Here is an 18,596-nt window from a genome sequence, read left to right as displayed (position 1 = left end):
CACCCCACGTGCCGTACCGGACGGAACCGGAACGAACGTAGCGGCAGCGATCACCAACCCGCCACAGGCGGTCAAACGCCTCCGTTACCGCAGATCAGAGGCAACTTCGTTGGAAATTTCTCCATTGCTACCGGGACCCCCTCACAGGCCGTGCCCGCCCGCGCCGTGCCGTACCCGCCGCCATCGTGGCGGCGGAGGATCGCGGGGCGAACCGGCTCTATGCGGCGCTCACCCGAGCGGTGTCCCGTCCGGACGTGGCGTGCTCCCGTTCGCATCGGCCGCCTTTCCCGCCGAATGCGTGATCTCCACGATCGGTAGGCGGAGCGCGCCCGGAGCGGAGGCCGGTACGACGGGCCGGGCGGGCACGACAGGCGTGATCCGCACGTAACCGGAGCCGAGGGCGGGACGCGGATCCGGCTCCCCCCTGTTGGGCCAGAACGCCATGGCACGCTCCGCCTGGGCGGTGATGGTGAGCGAGGGGTTCACCCCCAGATTGGCGGAGATCGCCGAGCCGTCCACGATGTGCAGGCCCTCGTAGCCGTACACCCGGTGGTAGGCGTCGATCACGCCGGTCTCCGGCGAGTCGCCGATCGCACAGCCGCCGATGAAGTGGGCGGTCGCGGGAATATCGAACAGGTCGAGCCAGCTGCCCGCCGCCATGCCGCCGATCTCCTCTGCGGCGAGCCGTACGGCCTCGTGACCGGCCGGGATCCAGGTGGGGTTCGGCTCACCGTGTCCCGGTCCGGCCCGCAGTTTGCCGCGCCGCGACGTGACGGTGATCGAGTTGTCCTCGGCCTGCATGACGAGGGCGATGATCCCGCGCTCCGACCACCGCCGGAGGTTCACCAGCCGGGGCAGCAGACGCGGCCGCCGGAGGACCGCGCCGAGGAACTTCAGCCAGCGCGGCGCCCGGCCGCCCCCGTCGATCAGCAGCGTGCGCAGCGCGGCCATCGCGTTGGAGCCGTCGCCGCACCTGACCGGCTCGATGTGCGTGCGCGGGTCGGGGTGGAAGGACGAGGTGATCGCCACTCCGCGGTTGAGTTTCTCGCCCTCGACGGTGAAGCGTTCGAAGCCGAGCAGGGCCTCGGAGTTCGTCCGGGTGAGCACGCCGAGGCGGGGCGACAGCCGGGGCAGCGTGGTCGCCCTGAGCCGGTGCAGCAGGTGCTGGGTGCCGTACGTCCCGGCCGCGAAGATCACCTGGCGTGCGGTGATGGTGCGGGTGCGGCCGAACGGGCCGGTACGGCGTACGGCGATCTCGTAGCCGTCCGCCAGCGGACGGACGCCGACGGCCGTGGTCTCGGGATGGATCTTCGCCCCGGCCTTCTCCGCCAGGTAGAGATAGTTCTTGATCAGCATGTTCTTGGCGCCGTGCCGGCAGCCGGTCATGCATTCGCCGCATTCCGTGCAGCCGCGCCTGCGCGGTCCCACCCCGCCGAAGTACGGATCGTCGGCCTCGACGCCGGGCTCTCCGAAGAACACGCCGACCGGGGCGAGATGGAAGGTCTCGCCCACGCCCATCCGCCCGGCGACCCTGCGCATCACCTCGTCCACCGGGGTCATCGTGGGGTTGAGCACCGCGCCGAGCATGCGTTTGGCCTGGTCGTAGTAGGGGGCCAGCTCGGCCTTCCAGTCGGTGATGTGGCTCCACTGGGGGTCGGCGAAGAACGGGTCGAGCGGCTCGTAGAGGGTGTTGGCGTAGACGAGAGAGCCGCCGCCGACCCCGGCTCCGGCCAAGACCATGACGCCGCCGGCACCGCGCAGGACGTGGATGCGCTGGATGCCCTTCAGGCCGAGCGCGGGGGCCCACAGGAAGTCCCTGGCCCGCCAGGAGTTCTTCGGCAGCGTCCTCTCGTCGAAGCGGCGGCCGGCCTCGACGACGCCCACCGCGTACCCCTTCTCGGTCAGCCGCAGCGCCGCGACGCTCCCGCCGAACCCCGACCCGATGACGAGGACGTCATAATCCACCCCCCCACCCCCCGCCGTGATCTTGTAGTTACTCGCAGACATCCCGCCCGACCTCGCATTCTCCCTTTCGTGATCTTGCAGTTTCTCGCAGGCGACCCCTCCGACCAGGCACTCCCGCCGTCGTGATCTTGCAATTGCAAGATCACGGAGAGTAGCACTCCAGGTCAAGGGTGCCGCATGCGAGTTTCTGCAAGATCACGAAGTCTGTTCTACCAGCTCAAGCCGCCTGTCTGCGAGCAACTACAAGATCACGGCGGGGGGGCTATTTGAGGTGAAGGCGCTTCATCGCTTTGAGGACGGTGGCCAGGGTGTCGGCGTACTTCTCGTAGGTCATGCCGAGGATCGGCTCGAACCCGAGCCAGGTCGCCTGACTGGCGACGGTCTGGCCCTCGGTGTACTTGAGCAGCCCCTCCGCCCCGTGGCGACGGCCGAGGCCCGATGCCTTCATCCCGCCCATCGGAGCGTCGTACGAGGCCCAGGCCGAGGCGTACCCCTCGTTGATGTTGACCGTGCCGGCCTTGATCCGGGCGGCGAGCGCACGCCCCCTGGCGAGGTCACGGGTCCAGATGGAGGCGTTCAGGCCGTACGGCGTGTCGTTGGCCCTCTCGACGACCTCGTCCTCGTCGGCGAAGCGGTGGATCGAAACGACGGGGCCGAACGTCTCGTCCCGGCAGACGGCCATGTCCTCGGTGACCCCGTCAAGGATCGTCGGCTCGTAGAACAGCGGGCCGAGGTCGGGCCGCGACCTGCCCCCCGCCAGCACCCTCGCCCCCTTGTCCACCGCGTCGGCCACGTGCGCCGACACCGCGTCGAGCTGCCGCCGATAGGTGAGCGAGCCCATCTGCGTGTCCCAGTCGAGGCTCGGACCGATCTTCATGTTCCGCACTGTGCGCGCCAGCCTGTCGCAGTACACGTCGGCGATCGACTCGTGCACGTAGAGCCGTTCGATCGAGATGCAGAGCTGGCCCGCGTTGGTGAAGCAGGCCCGGATCGCGCCCTGCACGGCCACGTCCAGGTCGGCGTCGTCGAGAACGATCATCGGGTTCTTGCCGCCGAGCTCCAGCGAGCAGCCGACGAGCCGCCTGGCGGCCCCCTCGGCGACCGCGCGACCGGCCCGGGTCGACCCGGTGAACGCGACGTAGTCGGCGCCGTCAAGCAGCGGGTCGCCGATGTCGGCCGGGTCGCCGAGCACGACCTGCCAGAGGTCGCGGGGCATGCCCAGCTCGACGAGCAGGTCGATCGTCCACAGCACGGACAGCGGAGTCTGCGTGTCCGGTTTGTGCACCACCACGTTGCCCGCGATCAGCGCCGGGGTCACGTCGCTCACGCCCAGTGCCAGCGGATAGTTCCAGGGCGTGATCACGGCGACCGCGCCCTTGGGGTGGCGCAGCTCCGCGGCCCTGGTGGCGATCGGGAAGATGCCCTGCCGCCGGTGCGGCGCCAGCAGCCCCGGCGCGCGGCGGGCGAAGTAGAGCGTGCAGCCGACCGCGTCGAGCAACTCCTCGTACGCGTGCCGCCGGGCCTTGCCGGTCTCCCACTGCACGATGTCGAGCAGCTCGGCTCGGCGGTCGAGCATCGCGTCGTGCAGACGCAGGAACGGCTCGATCCGCCCGCGGATCGGCAGCGTCGCCCACGCCTCCTGCGCCGCTCTCGCTCTGGCATACGCCGTACGGACGTCCTCGGCGGTGGAGATCGGGACCTCGGCCAGCGGCTTCCCGGTGAAGGGTGCCGTGATCTCCTTGGTTTTGCCCTCGGAGGCGACATGCTTGAGCACCCGTTCGACCATCGCGGTGTCGAGTTCCCGAATCTTGGCGGCCATGCCGGAAGAATATTCCGGTGCAGGAAGCCTGGCTACCGGTCGCCGAGACCGATGTCAGAACATCCCCGGCGGATGCGCCGGCCGCGGCAGGAGAACCACACCCCTTGGACTCCTTGACAGCGATCCTCCCAAAAGGTTCGTTCCCGTGTAATCATCGGATCGTGGGACACGAGGTGGAGCCCGACCCGGCGATAAACTCGCTTTCGTCCTACCTCTATCGGAGAATCCGCCTGGCCACATCGGCTTTTCTGCTGCTCATCCTCATGCTGTGGCCTGACTTCGTCAGCCGGCGGCCGGACCTGCCGCAATCACTGATCGCCGTCGGCGGTCTCGTCGTGTTCTGCGTCTCGTACATGAGGGTGGTATTCCGCTCCATACCGCCTTCCGGACGGCTGAGCACGCCGTGGGCGCTGGCGGGTGTCACGGTCAGCGGGCTGGCGCTCATTCCCGAACTTCCCGACGTCTGGATGTATTACTTCCCTTTCTATCTCACGACCTGTCTCGTCATCACGCGACGTTCTTACGCCATGCTGCTGTCCAGCACGGGCGTCCTCCTGCTCGTCGTCACGGCCATCGGGCTCGCGCGTGGGCTGACCCCGCTTCGCCTCGGTGTGCTGGCGACACAGTTGGCCGTCTTCTCTCTCACCCTGACCGGCATTCACCGGGTGCTGGAATTCATCATCACCCAGTGGAGAACCCAGAAGGCGGCGGAACGGCTGGCCGAGGAACGTGAACGCCGGCGGCTCGCCCGCGACCTGCACGACGTCGTCGGACGCAACCTGGTCGCTCTCGCCATGCGGACCGAGGTGGTGGCGCAGCGTGAGCCCCACGACGGCGTGAAGGAGGAGCTGCACCACCTCGCGGCGCTGGCGCGCACCACGTTGAACAGCACGCTGGCGGTGGTGGAGGAGATGCGGGCGCCGGACATCGCCGCCGAGCTGGCAGAGGCCAGGGAACTGCTGGGCTGGGCCGGGATCGACCTGACCGTGGCCGGCGACCCGGCGGAGGCGCACCGGCGGGCGCCGTTCGCCTGGTTCCTCCGGGAGGCCGTCACCAACGTGGTCAAGCACAGCCAGGCGCGGACGTGCCGCGTGATCTTCGGTCCCGGCCGGCTGATCGTGGCGGACGACGGACGGCCCACCTGGCCCATCGTGCCGGGCGCCGGGCTCACCGGGATGCGGGAACGGCTGGAGCAGGCCGGCGGTGAACTGCGCGTCGAGCGTTCGAGGGAAGGCGGCATCCGGGTGATCGCGATCCTCGCGGAAGAGGGATGGACACATGCCTGATTCACCGCTGAGCATCCTCATCGTGGAGGATCAGATCCTGATCCGGGACGCGCTCGAGCAGCTGCTGTCGGGCTATCCGGGGCTGGAGGTCGTCGGCACGGCGGGGAGTGTGCGGGACGCGGTGTCGGTGGGGACGGCGGTCCGGCCGCACGTCGCCCTGGTGGATCTGCACCTGCCGCAGACGCCGGGAGCGGACGAATCGTCCGCCAGCGGGGTGGAGGTGGTCGCCGCGATGAAGCGCTGCTCTCCCCTGACGCATTGCCTGATCCTCTCCGCGTACCGCGAGCCCGGCTCGCTGCGCGCGGCGCTCTCCGCCGGCGCCTGCGGCTATCTGGTCAAGGACGCCTCGCCGACCGAGCTGGTGACCGCGATCAGACAGGCGTCCCACGGCGAGATCGTGATCGACGACAGGCTTGCCGCGCGAATCGCACTGGCCAAGCCCTGCCCGCTCACCCCGCAGGAGCTGGCGGTGCTGCGGCACGCGCGCGAGGTGCTCACGATCGCGGAGATCGCGAAGATCATGCGTCTCAGCGCCGGGACCGTGCGCAACTACATCACCCGGGCCATCCACAAGACCGGTGCGCGCAACCGGCACGAGGCGGTACGGATCGCCGCGGACAACGACTGGCTCTGAACGCCGTGTCGCCGGGGCGCGCGGGCACGACCGCCGCGGTGTCGTCTGTCATCGCCGTACGGGCCTCCCCACCGGGCGCGGACACGTTCGTCTCTCGGACTTTACGGCGGATATCCGCGAAACGGACAGGCCGTTCCGACACCATCTTTCCATGATGTTTGTCACCATTGCTGTGGCCGAATCCTCACCATTGACAGATGTTTACTCCATGTAATGATCGGTTCGACAGTCACAAACGGTGCCTTTCCGAAGTGATTGGACGTCGCCCAGCGGTCGTCAATTCTTCGGAAGGCCCGGGACGGAGGGAGGTGAAACGGCATGAAGCTTGAAAGCACAGCCACGATCGACCACCGCAGCATGACTGCGCAGCCGCTCGGCGCCGGCCTGTCCGGCGCTGGATTCGGCGTGGTCGTTCCGGGCGCCTCGTCGTGCTGCGCGGGCTGCACCTCCAGCTCGTGCGGCACCATCGTGCGGCCGTAGCTCGAAGCGGAGCCCGGAAGCCCGGAGCCTTCGGGCTCCGCCCCGGCAGAAACCGACCACCGGCAGGAAGTACGGTTCCAGCTAATGGAAAACACTACGGAAATCGACGTCTCCGCCATTCCGAAACCCGTTCTCATCAACATTCCGGTCGACGACATGGAGCGTGGCCTCGCGTTCTACCGGACATTTCTCGGAATGCCGCTCGCGCGTTCTCTCGCCTACGAGATCTCCTATCACGCGCCGGTGTCGAGCGACGGAATACTGCTCACGGTGAACAAGCGCAGGTTCCCCGGCGAGTCCGTCACGATCTATTTCCATGTGACCGACCTGGACGGGACGCTCAAGAAGATCGCCGAGTTCGGCGGCGAGGTGACCGCGGGGCCGTACGACCTCCCGCTGCCCAAGCAGATCAAGCCGGAGTTCCAGGAGCAGTTCCGAGACAGCCCGTTCTACCGGGGCGACGCCGGCGACTCGATGGGCCGGGGCGCCAGCGTGGCCGACGCCGACGGCAATCGGTTCGGGCTCGTCCAGTTCAGTGAATGGGCGCACGCGACCTTCCGGCTGGGCGAATACGCGAGCCCGGTCACGGCCGAGCAGCTGGTCGACCAGTCGATCGCGTTGAACCGGCAGGTGCCCCCGCCCACCGAGATCTTCCAGGAGTGAGCGCGGCGATGGACCACACCGATCCCGAGCTGGCCCAGTCGAGCGCGGGGGTCAGTGCCTACCGGCTGCTCAGCCCGGGCCTGTCGGCCGTGGGCCTGCGCACCCACCAGGCCCGCTACGACAACCTGGGCGAATCCACGTTCCCGCGGCCCGCCGAGGAGTTCATCGTCGCCGGCCGCTTCGCGCCCTGGGACCGCGAGGCCCAGCTCTCCGGGGCCGACTACTTCGGCGACGTGATGGCCACCGCGCTGTCCGTCATCGATCATGAGTCGGTCTCCGACGCCGACCGGGTCGAGCTGCCGCCGCCCCTGTCGGTGTCGATCGCCCTGGACGAGGCGGTCGTCCGGCGGCGCAGCGTGCGCAGATACACCGGCGACCCGGTGTCCCTCGCCGAGATCGGCACGCTGCTGCGCTTCGCCGCCGGCGTCACGGGCGAGGCCGACGCCGAGCTGATGCGGGGCGGCGGCGCCACGTTCCGGTTCCGCGCCGTGCCGAGCGGCGGCGGGCTCTACCCCGTGGAGGTCCACCTCGCCGCGCTGGACGTGCCCGAGCTCGACGTCGGCACCTACCGCTACAGCCCGGTGGAGGACGCGCTGGTCCGCACCGGCGACCGGGCCGTGGTGGACCGGCTGCGCGACTCGTTCGCCATCCCCGGCGAGATCATCTCCATCGACAGCGCCGCCGCCGTCGTCCTGCTCATCGCCAGACCGTGGCGGTCGATGCGCAAGTACGGCCCGCGCGGAATGCGCTTCGTACTGCACGAGTGCGGCGGCATCTCCCAGAACGTCCATCTGACCGCCACCGGGTTCGGCCTCGGCACGACCGACTGCTCCAGTTATGTGGACGACCACGCGAACGAGGCGCTCGGGCTGGACGGCGTGCTGTCCTTCCTCGCACACACGATCTTCGTCGGATGGCCGGGATGACCGACACAGCCGGTACGACCGGCACAACAGGTACGGCCGACACGACCGGTACGACCGATACAACGACCGGTACGACCGGCACGACCGGCACGACCGGCACGACGACCGGGACACGGCCGCTGTTGATCTATGTGCACGTGCCGTTCTGCAACTCCAAGTGCCACTTCTGCGACTGGGTGACCGAGATTCCCACGTCCGAGCTGCTGCTCCGGCCGGCCGACGTCTCCCGGCGGGCGTACATCGACGCGCTCTGCCGGGAGATCAGGGAGCGGGGCGCCGAGCTGTCCGGCCGCGGCTACCGCCCGGCCATCATGTACTGGGGCGGCGGCACGGCCAGCATCCTCGCCGAGCACGAGATCGCGCTGATTGGCGAGGCGCTGCACGAGGTGTTCGACATGTCGCGGCCACTCGACGAGTCGACCATCGAGTGCAGCCCGGAAAGCCTGACCCTCGCCAAACTGGCCGCCTTCCGCGACGTCGGCTTCCGCCGGTGGAGCAGCGGCGTGCAGTCCTTCGATGAGCGGAGACTGCGCAGGCTGGGCCGCAGCCACGACGCGACGCAGGCACGACACGCGGTCCATCTCGCGGCGGAGGCGGGGTTCGAGGATCGGTCGATCGACCTGATCTGCGGCCTGCCCGGCGAGGACCTCGACGAGGTCGAGGCGTCCGTACGCGCCGCCCTCGAACTGCCGGTGACGCACGTCGCGCTGTATCCGTACCGGCCAGCGCACGGAACGGTGCTGCGGCGGCAGGTGACCCGCGGCACCACCGCCATGCTGCGCGCCGAGCAGAAGACGGCGTACGCCCGGGCGGCCGGGCTGCTCACGGAGGCGGGACTACCCGAGTACGCGATGAGCCACTTCGGTCACCACCGCTGCCTCAGCGACCTGGCCTACTTCCAGCTCAGGATGGACTGGGCCGGTTTCGGCTCCGGCGCCACCTCCCTCATCGGAGGCGAGTACCTCGCCCATCGGCGCGGTTTCCTGACCGCCTACAACCGGGACCCGCTGCGCTTCGACGAGCGCTACCCCGCCGCCTCCCCGGCCATCGCGGCCCGGTTCCTGTACCAGTCGCTCACCACGTTCGAGGGCGCCTCGCGGTCGCTGTGGCGGGAGCGGACCGGCACCGAGCTGGAGGAGGCCCTGTCCCTGGGCCCCTGCCGCCACCTGCTCGGTTTCCTGGAACGGGTGGCCGACGTGCACTCGGACGAGGAGGGCGTACGGCTCGGCCGCGACCAGATCACGGACGCCTTCATCGACCTGCAGTTCGCCGGGATCGCCGGAACCGGCGGAGCCGAGCCCCAGGCCGCGGCGCTGCTGGGCTGACCTCGCAAGACCGGCGGATCGCCGCGACGCGGCCCTTGAGGAAGGAATGTCAGCGTGCAACAGAGCAAGAACGTGCGGATCAAACCGTCCTTCAGCGTCATCGCCCATGACGCGGACACGGTGGAGCTACGCCACGGGGTGTGGAACGTCCGCTCCTACACCCTGATCGACCACGCCCGCACCGGCCGCCTGTTCAACCTGTTGAGCGGGCTCGACGGCACCACGAGCCGGGCCGACGTGGCGAAGGCCAACGGGGTCACCCGGGCCGAGGTGGAGGCGCTGGTCGACCACCTCGACCAGCTCGGGGTGATCTCCCACGCGCCGGAGACCGCGCTGGACGGCTATCTGGAGAGCACCGGCGCCTACACCGCCGAGGCCCCCGCCATGCCGACGGTGGTCCTGGGCTCCGGCCCGCTGGCCGACGCGACCGTCCGGGTGCTCGCGGCCAGCGCGCCCGGCGGGGTCGAAGCCGCCGGGGAGGACGACCCGTTGCACCGGGAGCTCCTGGAGGCCGACCTCGTGGCGCTGGAGGACGGGCTGGAGTTCGAGCGGTTCGCCGAGCGGTTCGAGCCGTGGCGCGGCAAGCTCCTGGTCCACGTCGCCGAGGCGCCGCATCCGCTCCGCCTGTCGGTGCTCAACCGGGTCGCCCTGGCGCTGCGCACCCCCTGGATCCAGGCGGCGATCGACGGCCCGATGGTGCTGATCGGCCCGTCGTTCTCCCCGCCGACCTCGGCGTGCTTCGCCTGCTTCGAGACCCGGGTGCTGATGAATCTCCGCGAGACGGCCGCCTACCAGCGGTACAAGGACGCGCTGGTCCGCCAGACGATCCGCGTGGGCGAACCGCCCACCCTCGACGCCCTGCGTGCCCTGGTCGCCGGCCACGTAGGCCTGGAGGCGCTCAACCTCGCCACGACCGGGTCGACCACCACGCTCGGCAAGGTGCTCGGGATCTACGTGCCGACAATGGAGATCGCCTACTCCGAGGTGCTGCGGATGCCGGGCTGCCGGGCCTGCGGGCCGGTGGTCCAGCGGGAGGCCACCGAGCTGTACTTCGACGTACGGCGGTGGATCGATGCCTGACCTGCCGGCCCTCCGGGTGGTGGAGGCCCCCGACCAGTTCACCGAGCGGCTCAGGGCCCGGATGCATTCGCCGCTGTGCGGGCTGATGCCGTCGATGGGGTTCCTGCAACGCCAGCGCGGCGGACCACGGCTCATGGTGGCCGGCGGCGAGCTGACCGGGGTGCACGTGCTGCGCGGCCTGCCGACCCCGAAGATCGGCGCCTATCACATCGGCGGGTACGGGCTTCGCCCGTTCGAGTCGCACATCAGGACGCTCGGCGAGGTGGTCGAGCGGTACGGCGGCTACCTGGCCCCGGTGAGCGGGCGGTTCCCCATCCGGTACGCCTCGGTCGAGGAGCTGACCTCGGCCGGCGAGCCGTACGACGCCGGGCCGGCCGAGCCGTACAGCGCCGAGCAGTACCGCCGTGCGGGGTTTCCGTTCCGGCCGCGCCGGGACGGCGACCCGATCGGCTGGGTACGCGCCACCCGGCTGCGAGACGGCCTGGACTGCTGGGTTCCGGCCCAGGTGCTGCTGGTCGGCTACGTCGTCCAGGACACGATGGGCGAACCGTGGCTCGCCCCCGCCGTCTCCACCGGCACCGCCTCGCACACCGATCCGGACCGGGCCGCGCTCAACGCGCTGGAGGAGATGGTCCAGCTCGACGCGGCGATCAGCCACTGGTACGGCGGAAGCAGGTCGGTCCGGATCGCCCACGGGCCCAGGACGGCAGCGCTGCAGCGGGTGATCGAGTCCGCCTTCGACCGGCGCGGCGACCGGCCGGAGTTCCATCTGCTGCCCAGCGCCGATCTGCCGGGGTTCACCATCGCCTGCCTGATCCGCAGCCCGGACAGCCGGCTGCCCGCCGTGGCCGTGGGCCTCGGCATCGACGGGGTGCTGGAGCGGGCCATGTACCGGGCGCTGCTGGAGGCCGCCGGGGTACGCGGACTGGCCGTGTGGTCGGCCCTGCAGCAGCGGTTCGAGCAGGAGTCCGCCAAGCCGGAGGACATCTTCGACCTGGAGTCGAACGTCTCCCTGGCGGCCAGGCCCGAGGGAGCGCGGGTGGTGAACGCCAGGTTCGGCGACTGCGACGACGCCTCAGCCGACGACCTGCCGCCCGACGACGACCGGCCGGCCGGAGTCCGCGCGCGTGCCCTGGTCCACGCATTCCACGCCACCGGGAAACGCCTGTACGCGGCCGATTTCACCACCGTGGACGTGGCCGACCTGGGGTTCGTCGTGGCCCGGTTCTGGTCTCCGGATCTGATGACGCTCCCCCTGCCCAGCGCCCCGATGGCGGCACACGAGCGGTTCGCCGCCTATGGAGGATTCCGCCGCCATGATCCCCACCCCTATCCCTGACACCAGGGCGTACGCCCTCACCGCGCTCGGGCTGCTGAGCCTGTCCTGCCTGACGCTCTCGGCTCACCTGCACACCCGGTGGGCCTGGGTGCGGCGTCTCCCGCTGCTCGGCGTGCACGTGCTGCTCATGGGGCTGCTGATCGTCTCGGCCGGGATGCTGCTGGGTCCGGCGGCGGTGGTCCTGCCGGTGCCCGGGCATCCCGCCGGCTGGTGGGGGCTGCCCGCGGGGGCGGCCGCCGGCGTCGCGCTCGGCCTGGTGATCATCCGGACGGACCGGGCGATCACCACGTCCTGGGGCGGGCCGAGCCCCCGGCCCGCGGCGCCCCGGCCGCCCCGGATGACCGCGCCCCGGCCCGCGGGGTTCGCCGCCACAGGCACCGGGGTGTCGGAGCGACGCCGCACCGGCCTGGTCCGGGCACGCAACGACTACGCGCCGACCGACGGCGACCTGCGGGTCCGGCTGGAGCTGCTGGTCGCCGTGGCCGTCGGGGAGGAGCTGGTGTTCCGCGGGCTGCTGACCCGGCTCGCGCTGCTCTTCTCGAACGGCTGGCTCGTGGCCGGAGCCCTCGCGGTGGCCGCCGGCGTCTTCTCCTGTTCGCACGTCTTCTTCGGCTGGGTCCAGGTGCTGGCCAAGGCGCCCCTCGCGGTGGCCGCGTGCGCGGCCACCCTGCTCACCGGCAACGTGCTCGCCGCGGTCATCGCCCATGTCGTGTTCAACGTCTGGGTGTGGCGCTACCGGCGCGGCGAGCCCCGCCGGGCCCCCGCCCCGAGAGCGCGGAGGACACCGGTATGAGCACCCTGCCCTGGCCGGTCCGCGCCGTCGTGCTGGCCGTACTGGTCGTCCTCTACTACAGGTACGCCAAGGCGGCGCTGTTCGCCGCGTGCCGCCGGGCGGCTCACCTGCTTCCCTTCGCCCGCCGATGGGACGCGAGCGAGCGCGGCAGCGTGCTGGAGCTGATGGCGGCGGGCGCGAGCCACGTCCTGGTCGTACTGCTCCTCGTCCTGGTCACGGGCGTCGACCTGACGAAGCTCACGCTCGGCTGGGACCGGCCCGGACTGATCGCGCTCGGTGCCGCCATCGGCGTCGGCGAGGTGGCCCTCGGCTCGCTGCTGTGCCGGGTGCTGATCGAGGGGATCCAGACGATCGGCATGCGGCGCGCGTCGGCGGAGAGACCGGGTTCGCGGGTGCGGCCGGCGTCGGCTGCGGGCGCCGTGGCGGGCGAGGAGCGGATGCGGCAGTGGCTCGGCCGGTCGCGGGGCGGCTGGATCCGGCACCATCTGAAGACGATGGAGGTGGTCTCCCTCCCCCTCGCCCTCACGCTGACAGCGGTGCAGGTGGGCAGCGAGGAGGTCGTCTTCCGCGGGCTGGTGCTGACCTGGCTGCGCGACGCCGGGCCGCTCCCGGCGATCGGGGTCTCCTGCCTCCTGTTCACCGTCATGCAGATCTTCCTGATGTCCTCCTGGCGGGCCGCGATGTTCCCCGTCGTCGGCGCGATCGTGATGGGGCTCACGCACAGCGTCCTGTTCTGGCACTACCCGGCGCTGCTCCCGCTGATGGTGGCGCACGTCACCTTCTTCCTGTTCGCGGTGGCCTAGGGGGTCACGCGCGGAGAAAGGAACCCGCATGTTCCACGGCCTGTCCCTGCTCCCGGACTGCGTGCCCGCGACGAAGGCACCCGACGACTACTTCCGGGACGTACTGCTGCTGAGCCGTCTCGCCGACCAGGGCGGGATGAGCCATGTGAAGATGACCGAGCACTATCTCGGCGGCTACGGCGGCTACTGTCCGAGCCCGCTGGCCTTCCTGTCCGCCGTGGCCGCCGCGACCGAACGGATCCGGTTGATGACGGGATGCGTGCTGCCGGTCTTCCACCACCCCATCCGGCTCGCCTCCGAGGCCGCGATGGTGGACGCGATCAGCGGCGGGCGGCTCGACATCGGCTTCGCGCGCGCGTACCTGCCCCAGGAGTTCGCGGCGTTCCAGGTGCCGATGGACGGCAGCAGGGAGCGCTTCACCACGACCGTGGACACCGTGCTGCGGCTGTGGACCGAGGAGCGGGTCAGCGTGCGCACCCCGTTCTTCGAGTTCCGGGACGTGACGATCCTGCCGCGCCCGACGCAGCGGCCGCACCCTCCCGTGTGGGTCGCGGCGGTCCGCTCCCGCTCCAGCTTCGCCTGGATCGGGGAGCGGGGGTTCAACCTGCTCGTCACCCCCGCGCTCACCCCGCTGAGCGAGATGAGCGACCACATCGCCGTCTACCGGGAGGCCTTCGCCGAATCCGGCCACCGGCACCGGCCCCGGGTGGTGGCCAGCCTCCCGTTGTACGTGGGCGACACCGACGAGGACGCCCGGCGGATCGCCGACCCCCTGTTGCGTACGTACCTCGATGTCTGGGCCGAGGCCACCGACACATGGGTGGCGACCACCTCCGACGACTACCGCGGTTACACCGGCATGAGCCGGGCGATCCGCGCTCTCGACCCCGTGTCGTTCCGGAGCCTGGGCAGCGCGGTCGTCGGCTCACCGGCCACGGTGAGCGAACGCGTCCAGGAGATCGCCGGGGTGCTCGGCGTGGACGGGTTCCTGTGGCAGATGGACTTCGGGGCGGTCCCCGGGGACCTCGCCGTGGCGAGCCTCGAAAGGTTTCTGGACAAGGTGCTGCCGAGCCTGTCCGCCGTACCGGCCTGAAGGAGGTCCAGATGTCCGAGAACCGGCCGCCGCGCTTCTCTTTCGCCCGGCTCACCGCCCTGGCGGGGCTTGTGCTGCTCACCGCCGTGCCCGCCGCCCTCCCCACGCCTGCTGCCGCCGCCACCGCGTCCAGATGCCGACCGGTCTCCGTACCGGCGCCCGTGGCGGATCAGACCGCCACGCTCCGGGGCACCCTGTGCCTGCCGTCCGGCCAGGCGCCGGACACCGTCCAGTTGCTGCTCGCCGGCGCCACCTTCGACCAGGCGTACTGGCTCACTCCCGCCGACACCCGCTCCCCGTCGTACGTTCGGTACATGGCCGAGGCGGGGTACGCGGTGCTCGCGCTCGACCGGCCGGGCACCGGCCTGAGCGACCGCACGCCCGCCGCTGCCACCGACCTCGGCAGCGAGGCCGGCGCGGTCCACGAGGTCGTGGGCCGGTTGCGTACCGGCGCCGTGGACGGCCATGCCTATCGGCGGGTGATCGGGGTGGGGCACTCCTTCGGCTCCAGCGTTCTCCTCACCGAGGCGGCCCGGAACGGTGACCTGGACGCGCTGGCGGTCACCGGCTTCGTCCACTCGGTCGGGCCCAGGCTGGAGGAGCTCAACGAGGCCATCGTCCCCGCCGCCGACGACCCCCTGCTCGGGCTGTCCCGTCCGCCGTCCGGATACCTCACCACCAAGACGGGCAGCCGGGCCGACCTGTTCCTCGACCGGGCCGGCGTCTCGCCGCTGATGCCGTCGGTGATCGAGCTGACGAAGACGACGATGACCACCGGCGAGCAGGCCACCCTGGCCGAGGCCGGGGACCCCGCGATCTCCGGCGCTGTGCGGGTCCCGGTGTTCCTCGCGGTCGGTGGGCACGACGACCTGTTCTGCAACGGGCCCTATCTCCAGTGCACCGACGCGGAGGCGGTGAAGACGTGGGAGAGCTGGTTCTTCCCGCCGGAGGCCCACCTGGAGACCTTCGTGCTCGACGGGGCCGGGCACGCGCTCAATCTGCACCGCAACGCCACGGCGTGGTTCGCCGCCGCGCGGGAATGGCTGGACGGCCTGTCCCGGTGACGGAGGCGGCGGCCGATCCGGCACGGCGTCAGGGCCGCTCGCAGGCGACCATCAGAGTCCGCGCGTGCGGCCCGCCGTACCAGAACCGCCAGCCGAGGTCGTAGACGCGCACGTCCGCCGCCGCGCACTCGCGCAGGATTTCGGCGTAGTCGCGGGCGTGGCGGAAGTCCGCCAGCCGCAGCCTGCCGCCCGGCGCCAGCACCCGGAACGCCTCGCGCACCGCCGCGGCCCGCCCCTCGGCGTCCGGGATGTTGTGCACGGCCAGGCTGGACACGACCAGGTCGAACGATCCGTCCTCGAACGGCAGATCGCGCATGTCACCGGTGACCAGTTCGACCCGGTCGGCCACCCCCTCGGCCCGCGCGTTGGCCAGGGTCGCCTCCCGGCTGTTGCCCGACTGGTCCCGGGTCCACAGGTCGAGACCGGTGGCCGAGCCGTCGCTGAGCCGGCCCGCCGCCTGGATCAGGACGAGGCCTCGGCCGCAACCGAGGTCGAGGACCCGCTCGGTCCCGGTCAGGCCGAGCCGATCCAGCTCCTCGTCCCAGACCTGGAACTTGCCGCGCAGGGTGGTGTGCGCGAACACGGCCGCGGCGACCACCATGGTCATCCCGCCGACCAGCAGCACCAGGGCCGGGATCGGCCAGCCGACCGCGAACAACACCGCGGCGAGGACCAGCTCGGCGACTCCGCCCACTGCGAGTCCGGCAGGCACTCCCGGGGCGTCCACCCCGTACTTCCCACGTGGCTTCGGCACGTTCTGTTCTTACCAGCGGTAAGCCTGATCTGTATAGGTTTTTTCCCGCATACGAGGCGGCGTGATCACCGCGAACCGGCGGGCGTCCGGATCCGTGGCAGGGGACATGACGACATCGACGCGTACGGCCGACGTTCTCGCCGTGACCACGGCATCCGGCCGCCGTCGCCCGCCGGGCGGGGTGAGGACGGCCCGGGGACCGCTAGTCGCCGGTGTCCCATATGCTGCGGTTTCGTAACTCTTGTCACAGTGATCCCTGATGGGCGGGAGAACGATCCATCACAATCAAGCCGTGCCGGAAATATCACCACTCAGGCCGGGCGACCCGCCGCGAATCGGTCCGTACCTGCTCACCGGACGTCTGGGCAGCGGCGGTCAGGGAACCGTCTACCACGCCACCGGACCGTCGGGCGAGCCGGTGGCGGTCAAGTGGATACGCTCCGACCTGACGGGAGAAGGCGCGGACACCCCGCGTTTCCTCCGGGAGGTGGCGTCGGCGCAGCGGGTGGCCCCCTTCTGCACCGCGCAGATCCTCGACACCGGCGTGGAACTCGCCCGGCCCTACATCGTCAGCGAGTACATCGACGGCCCCTCGCTCCAGCAGCGTGTCACCGCCGACGGCCCGATCAGGGGAAACGCGCTGCATCGCCTGGCCATCGGCACGGCGACCGCGCTGGCGGCCATCCACCGGGCCGGCATCGTGCACCGCGATTTCAAACCGCCCAACGTGCTCATGGGGCCCGACGGGGTGCGGGTCATCGACTTCGGCATCTCCCGGGCACTGGACGCCAGCGCGTCGCTGACCTCGGCGATCGTCGGGACACCCGCCTACATGGCGCCCGAACAGTTCCTCGATCAGCACATCGGACCGGCCACCGACATGTTCGCCTGGGCCGGCACGATCGTTTTCGCGGCGACCGGCGACCATCCGTTCGGCAGCGAGCCGCTGCCCGCCGTGATCAACCGCATCCTGAACACCGAGCCGGAGATCAGGGACGTCGAGGGAACGCTCCGCGTCCTGGTCGGCTCCTGCTTCGACAAGAACCCCGCCGACCGGCCGACCGCCCAGCAGGTCATCGACGCACTGCTGGAGCAGGCCGGCACCGGGGCTGCCCCGCCGGAGACCGTACAGACCCGCGCCTGGCCGCGCCCCGTCCCGACTCCTGTCCCGGCCCCTTTACCGGCCCCTGTACCGACACCGCCCCCGACGCCGGCGTCGACCGCGCCCCCGCCGCGGCAGGACGACGGCCCGGCCACCAGGGTGAAACGGACGTTCCGCCCGGGGACCAAGATGATCGCCGCCGCCTCCGCCGGGATCGTCGGCGTGGGGGTCGGCGTCTTCGTGCTCTCCCAGGGCAGGGGGGACGACCCGGACGACAGGACCGTACGTGCGCAGACCTCCCTCTCGGCCTCGCCCGAGGTCTCCGTGCCGGGAATCGTCCCCGTCACCGGGGACGGCACCCCGGCCGCGGCGGACCCGGGCGCTTCGACCCCGACCCCGAATCCGACGCGGAGCGGCGCCGTTCCGGCAGCGGAGCTGACCGAGGTGAAGCTTCCCGGCACGGTCGGCCCCGCCGTCTTCTACGACCATCCCGAGGACACCGCGTCGCTCGCGTCGTACAGCGTGGCTGACGGCAGCGGAAACATCACCGCGTACGCCAGGAAATCCCGGGGCGCCGAATTCGAGAAATGGTCGAATTACACGGCCGTCGACGTGTCGCTGGACGGCGAGTACGCCATCGGGATTCCGCGTTCCTTCCACGGCCTGGACAACTACGTGGACGTCACCCACCTGAAGACCGGCCGGACCGGCAGGGTGCTGACGGTCCCGGCCCCGGAGTCAGAGGCGTGGGCGCACTGGTCCCGAGACAGCCGCCGGGTGCTGCTGACCAGGCTGAAGAAGAAGGGCGACGAATTCGTCAGCGCCGGCTTCATCGTGATCGACGCGATCGACAAGACGGTCCGGGTGGTGAAGATCGACGACCCGTCCGTCTCACGCAGCATCTTCGGCTGGGACGGCGAGCAGAAGGGCGTGGTCGCGTTGTTCGACGACGGGAAGACGAAGGGGCTCCGGTTCTACAGCGCAGCCGGGAAGGTCCGCCGCGAGATCCCCGACGTGGTCACCTCGCGAAACGAGGACGGCTTCGCCGAGGCGCGCAACCTGTTCACACCGTCCGGAGACTCCTTCGTCGCCTTCTGCGCCACCTCGCTGGAGAAGGTGTGCGTACGGGACGTCCGGACCGGCCGGGAGAAGATCGGCTTCTCCTCCGAGTGCGTGGATCTCTTCGGCTGGTACGACGACGCCGTCCACGTCGCCTGCCGGCCGCCCCGCACCGCGCAGGGATCTCTGATCGTGCTCGTCAACCTCAGCGGCGACACCGTGCGCACACTCGTCTACGAGGCCACCCCGGCGGACGGGAACTCCGGAGAGGTCTTCCCCTCGTTCAACTACACCTTCGCCTGACGTCCCCCGGCCCGACCTCACCGGTTCGCCCGCCGCCCCCGGAGACCGCACTTCAGTATCGAGATGATCACTTGGTGGCCAAGCCGCGACACATCTTCGACCGGGAGT

At 70.5% G+C, this 18,596-nt stretch carries 16 protein-coding genes; 13 read left to right on the top strand and 3 right to left on the bottom strand.

The genetic code is table 11. The annotated features are described in order from the left end of the window. Nucleotides 1-228: 228 nt before the first annotated feature. The gene (locus tag ACQP1K_RS04895; protein WP_433499665.1) at nt 229-2,007 is read right to left on the bottom strand and encodes a GMC oxidoreductase; all 1,779 of its coding nucleotides are present in this window, start codon (nt 2,005-2,007) and stop codon (nt 229-231) included. 220 nt (nt 2,008-2,227) lie between these two features. Continuing rightward, entirely contained in the window at nt 2,228-3,784 is a 1,557-nt protein-coding gene (locus ACQP1K_RS04890; protein ID WP_433499664.1) for a succinic semialdehyde dehydrogenase, read from the bottom strand. A gap of 161 nt (nt 3,785-3,945) precedes the next feature. Here ACQP1K_RS04890 and ACQP1K_RS04885 point away from each other — a divergent pair, with 161 nt between their 5' ends. From ACQP1K_RS04885 to ACQP1K_RS04830, 12 genes are all read left to right on the top strand, one after another. After that, the gene (locus ACQP1K_RS04885) at nt 3,946-5,070 is read left to right on the top strand and encodes a sensor histidine kinase (protein WP_433499663.1); all 1,125 of its coding nucleotides are present in this window, start codon (nt 3,946-3,948) and stop codon (nt 5,068-5,070) included. Then, on the top strand, nt 5,063-5,704 hold the full coding sequence (locus tag ACQP1K_RS04880; RefSeq protein ID WP_433499662.1) for a response regulator transcription factor: 642 nt from the start codon (nt 5,063-5,065) through the stop codon (nt 5,702-5,704). Before ACQP1K_RS04885 ends, ACQP1K_RS04880 begins: the two co-directional genes overlap by 8 nt. Before the next feature lie 318 nt (nt 5,705-6,022). Further along, entirely contained in the window at nt 6,023-6,184 is a 162-nt protein-coding gene (locus tag ACQP1K_RS04875) for a hypothetical protein (protein WP_160330503.1), read from the top strand. A gap of 84 nt (nt 6,185-6,268) precedes the next feature. Continuing rightward, nucleotides 6,269-6,847 (top strand): VOC family protein, encoded by a 579-nt coding sequence (locus ACQP1K_RS04870; protein ID WP_433499661.1) that lies wholly within the window; start codon nt 6,269-6,271, stop codon nt 6,845-6,847. Nucleotides 6,848-6,855: 8 nt separating this feature from the next. Then, nucleotides 6,856-7,773 carry a SagB/ThcOx family dehydrogenase gene (locus tag ACQP1K_RS04865; RefSeq protein ID WP_433499660.1) on the top strand — a complete coding sequence of 306 codons (918 nt, stop codon included), beginning with the start codon at nt 6,856-6,858 and terminating at the stop codon, nt 7,771-7,773. Continuing rightward, complete coding sequence (locus tag ACQP1K_RS04860) at nt 7,770-9,098, top strand: coproporphyrinogen-III oxidase family protein (RefSeq protein ID WP_433499659.1); 1,329 nt, start codon at nt 7,770-7,772, stop codon at nt 9,096-9,098. The genes ACQP1K_RS04865 and ACQP1K_RS04860 overlap by 4 nt, the downstream gene beginning before the upstream one ends. A 54-nt stretch (nt 9,099-9,152) precedes the next feature. Next, the gene (locus ACQP1K_RS04855; RefSeq protein WP_433499658.1) at nt 9,153-10,178 is read left to right on the top strand and encodes a TOMM precursor leader peptide-binding protein; all 1,026 of its coding nucleotides are present in this window, start codon (nt 9,153-9,155) and stop codon (nt 10,176-10,178) included. Further along, entirely contained in the window at nt 10,171-11,517 is a 1,347-nt protein-coding gene (locus ACQP1K_RS04850) for a YcaO-like family protein (protein ID WP_433499657.1), read from the top strand. The genes ACQP1K_RS04855 and ACQP1K_RS04850 overlap by 8 nt, the downstream gene beginning before the upstream one ends. Beyond that, on the top strand, nt 11,495-12,310 hold the full coding sequence (locus tag ACQP1K_RS04845; RefSeq protein ID WP_433499656.1) for a CPBP family intramembrane glutamic endopeptidase: 816 nt from the start codon (nt 11,495-11,497) through the stop codon (nt 12,308-12,310). The genes ACQP1K_RS04850 and ACQP1K_RS04845 overlap by 23 nt, the downstream gene beginning before the upstream one ends. Further along, on the top strand, nt 12,307-13,113 hold the full coding sequence (locus tag ACQP1K_RS04840) for a CPBP family glutamic-type intramembrane protease (RefSeq protein ID WP_433499655.1): 807 nt from the start codon (nt 12,307-12,309) through the stop codon (nt 13,111-13,113). Before ACQP1K_RS04845 ends, ACQP1K_RS04840 begins: the two co-directional genes overlap by 4 nt. Before the next feature lie 28 nt (nt 13,114-13,141). Next, entirely contained in the window at nt 13,142-14,206 is a 1,065-nt protein-coding gene (locus tag ACQP1K_RS04835) for an LLM class flavin-dependent oxidoreductase (protein WP_433499654.1), read from the top strand. A gap of 11 nt (nt 14,207-14,217) precedes the next feature. Continuing rightward, nucleotides 14,218-15,270, top strand: coding sequence for an alpha/beta hydrolase (locus ACQP1K_RS04830; protein WP_433499653.1), 1,053 nt, complete (start codon nt 14,218-14,220; stop codon nt 15,268-15,270). Between the two features lie 28 nt (nt 15,271-15,298). Here ACQP1K_RS04830 and ACQP1K_RS04825 read toward each other — a convergent pair whose 3' ends face one another. Continuing rightward, nucleotides 15,299-16,024, bottom strand: a complete 726-nt coding sequence (locus ACQP1K_RS04825) for a class I SAM-dependent methyltransferase (protein WP_433499652.1) — start codon at nt 16,022-16,024, stop codon at nt 15,299-15,301. Nucleotides 16,025-16,316: 292 nt separating this feature from the next. Here ACQP1K_RS04825 and ACQP1K_RS04820 point away from each other — a divergent pair, with 292 nt between their 5' ends. Beyond that, entirely contained in the window at nt 16,317-18,488 is a 2,172-nt protein-coding gene (locus tag ACQP1K_RS04820; RefSeq protein ID WP_433499651.1) for a protein kinase domain-containing protein, read from the top strand. Nucleotides 18,489-18,596: the final 108 nt, after the last annotated feature.

Origin of the sequence: Sphaerimonospora sp. CA-214678, from assembly GCF_050942215.1 — a bacterium.
Classification (GTDB): Bacteria; Actinomycetota; Actinomycetes; order Streptosporangiales; family Streptosporangiaceae; genus Sphaerimonospora.
This window is presented reverse-complemented; position numbering and strand designations above follow the sequence as displayed.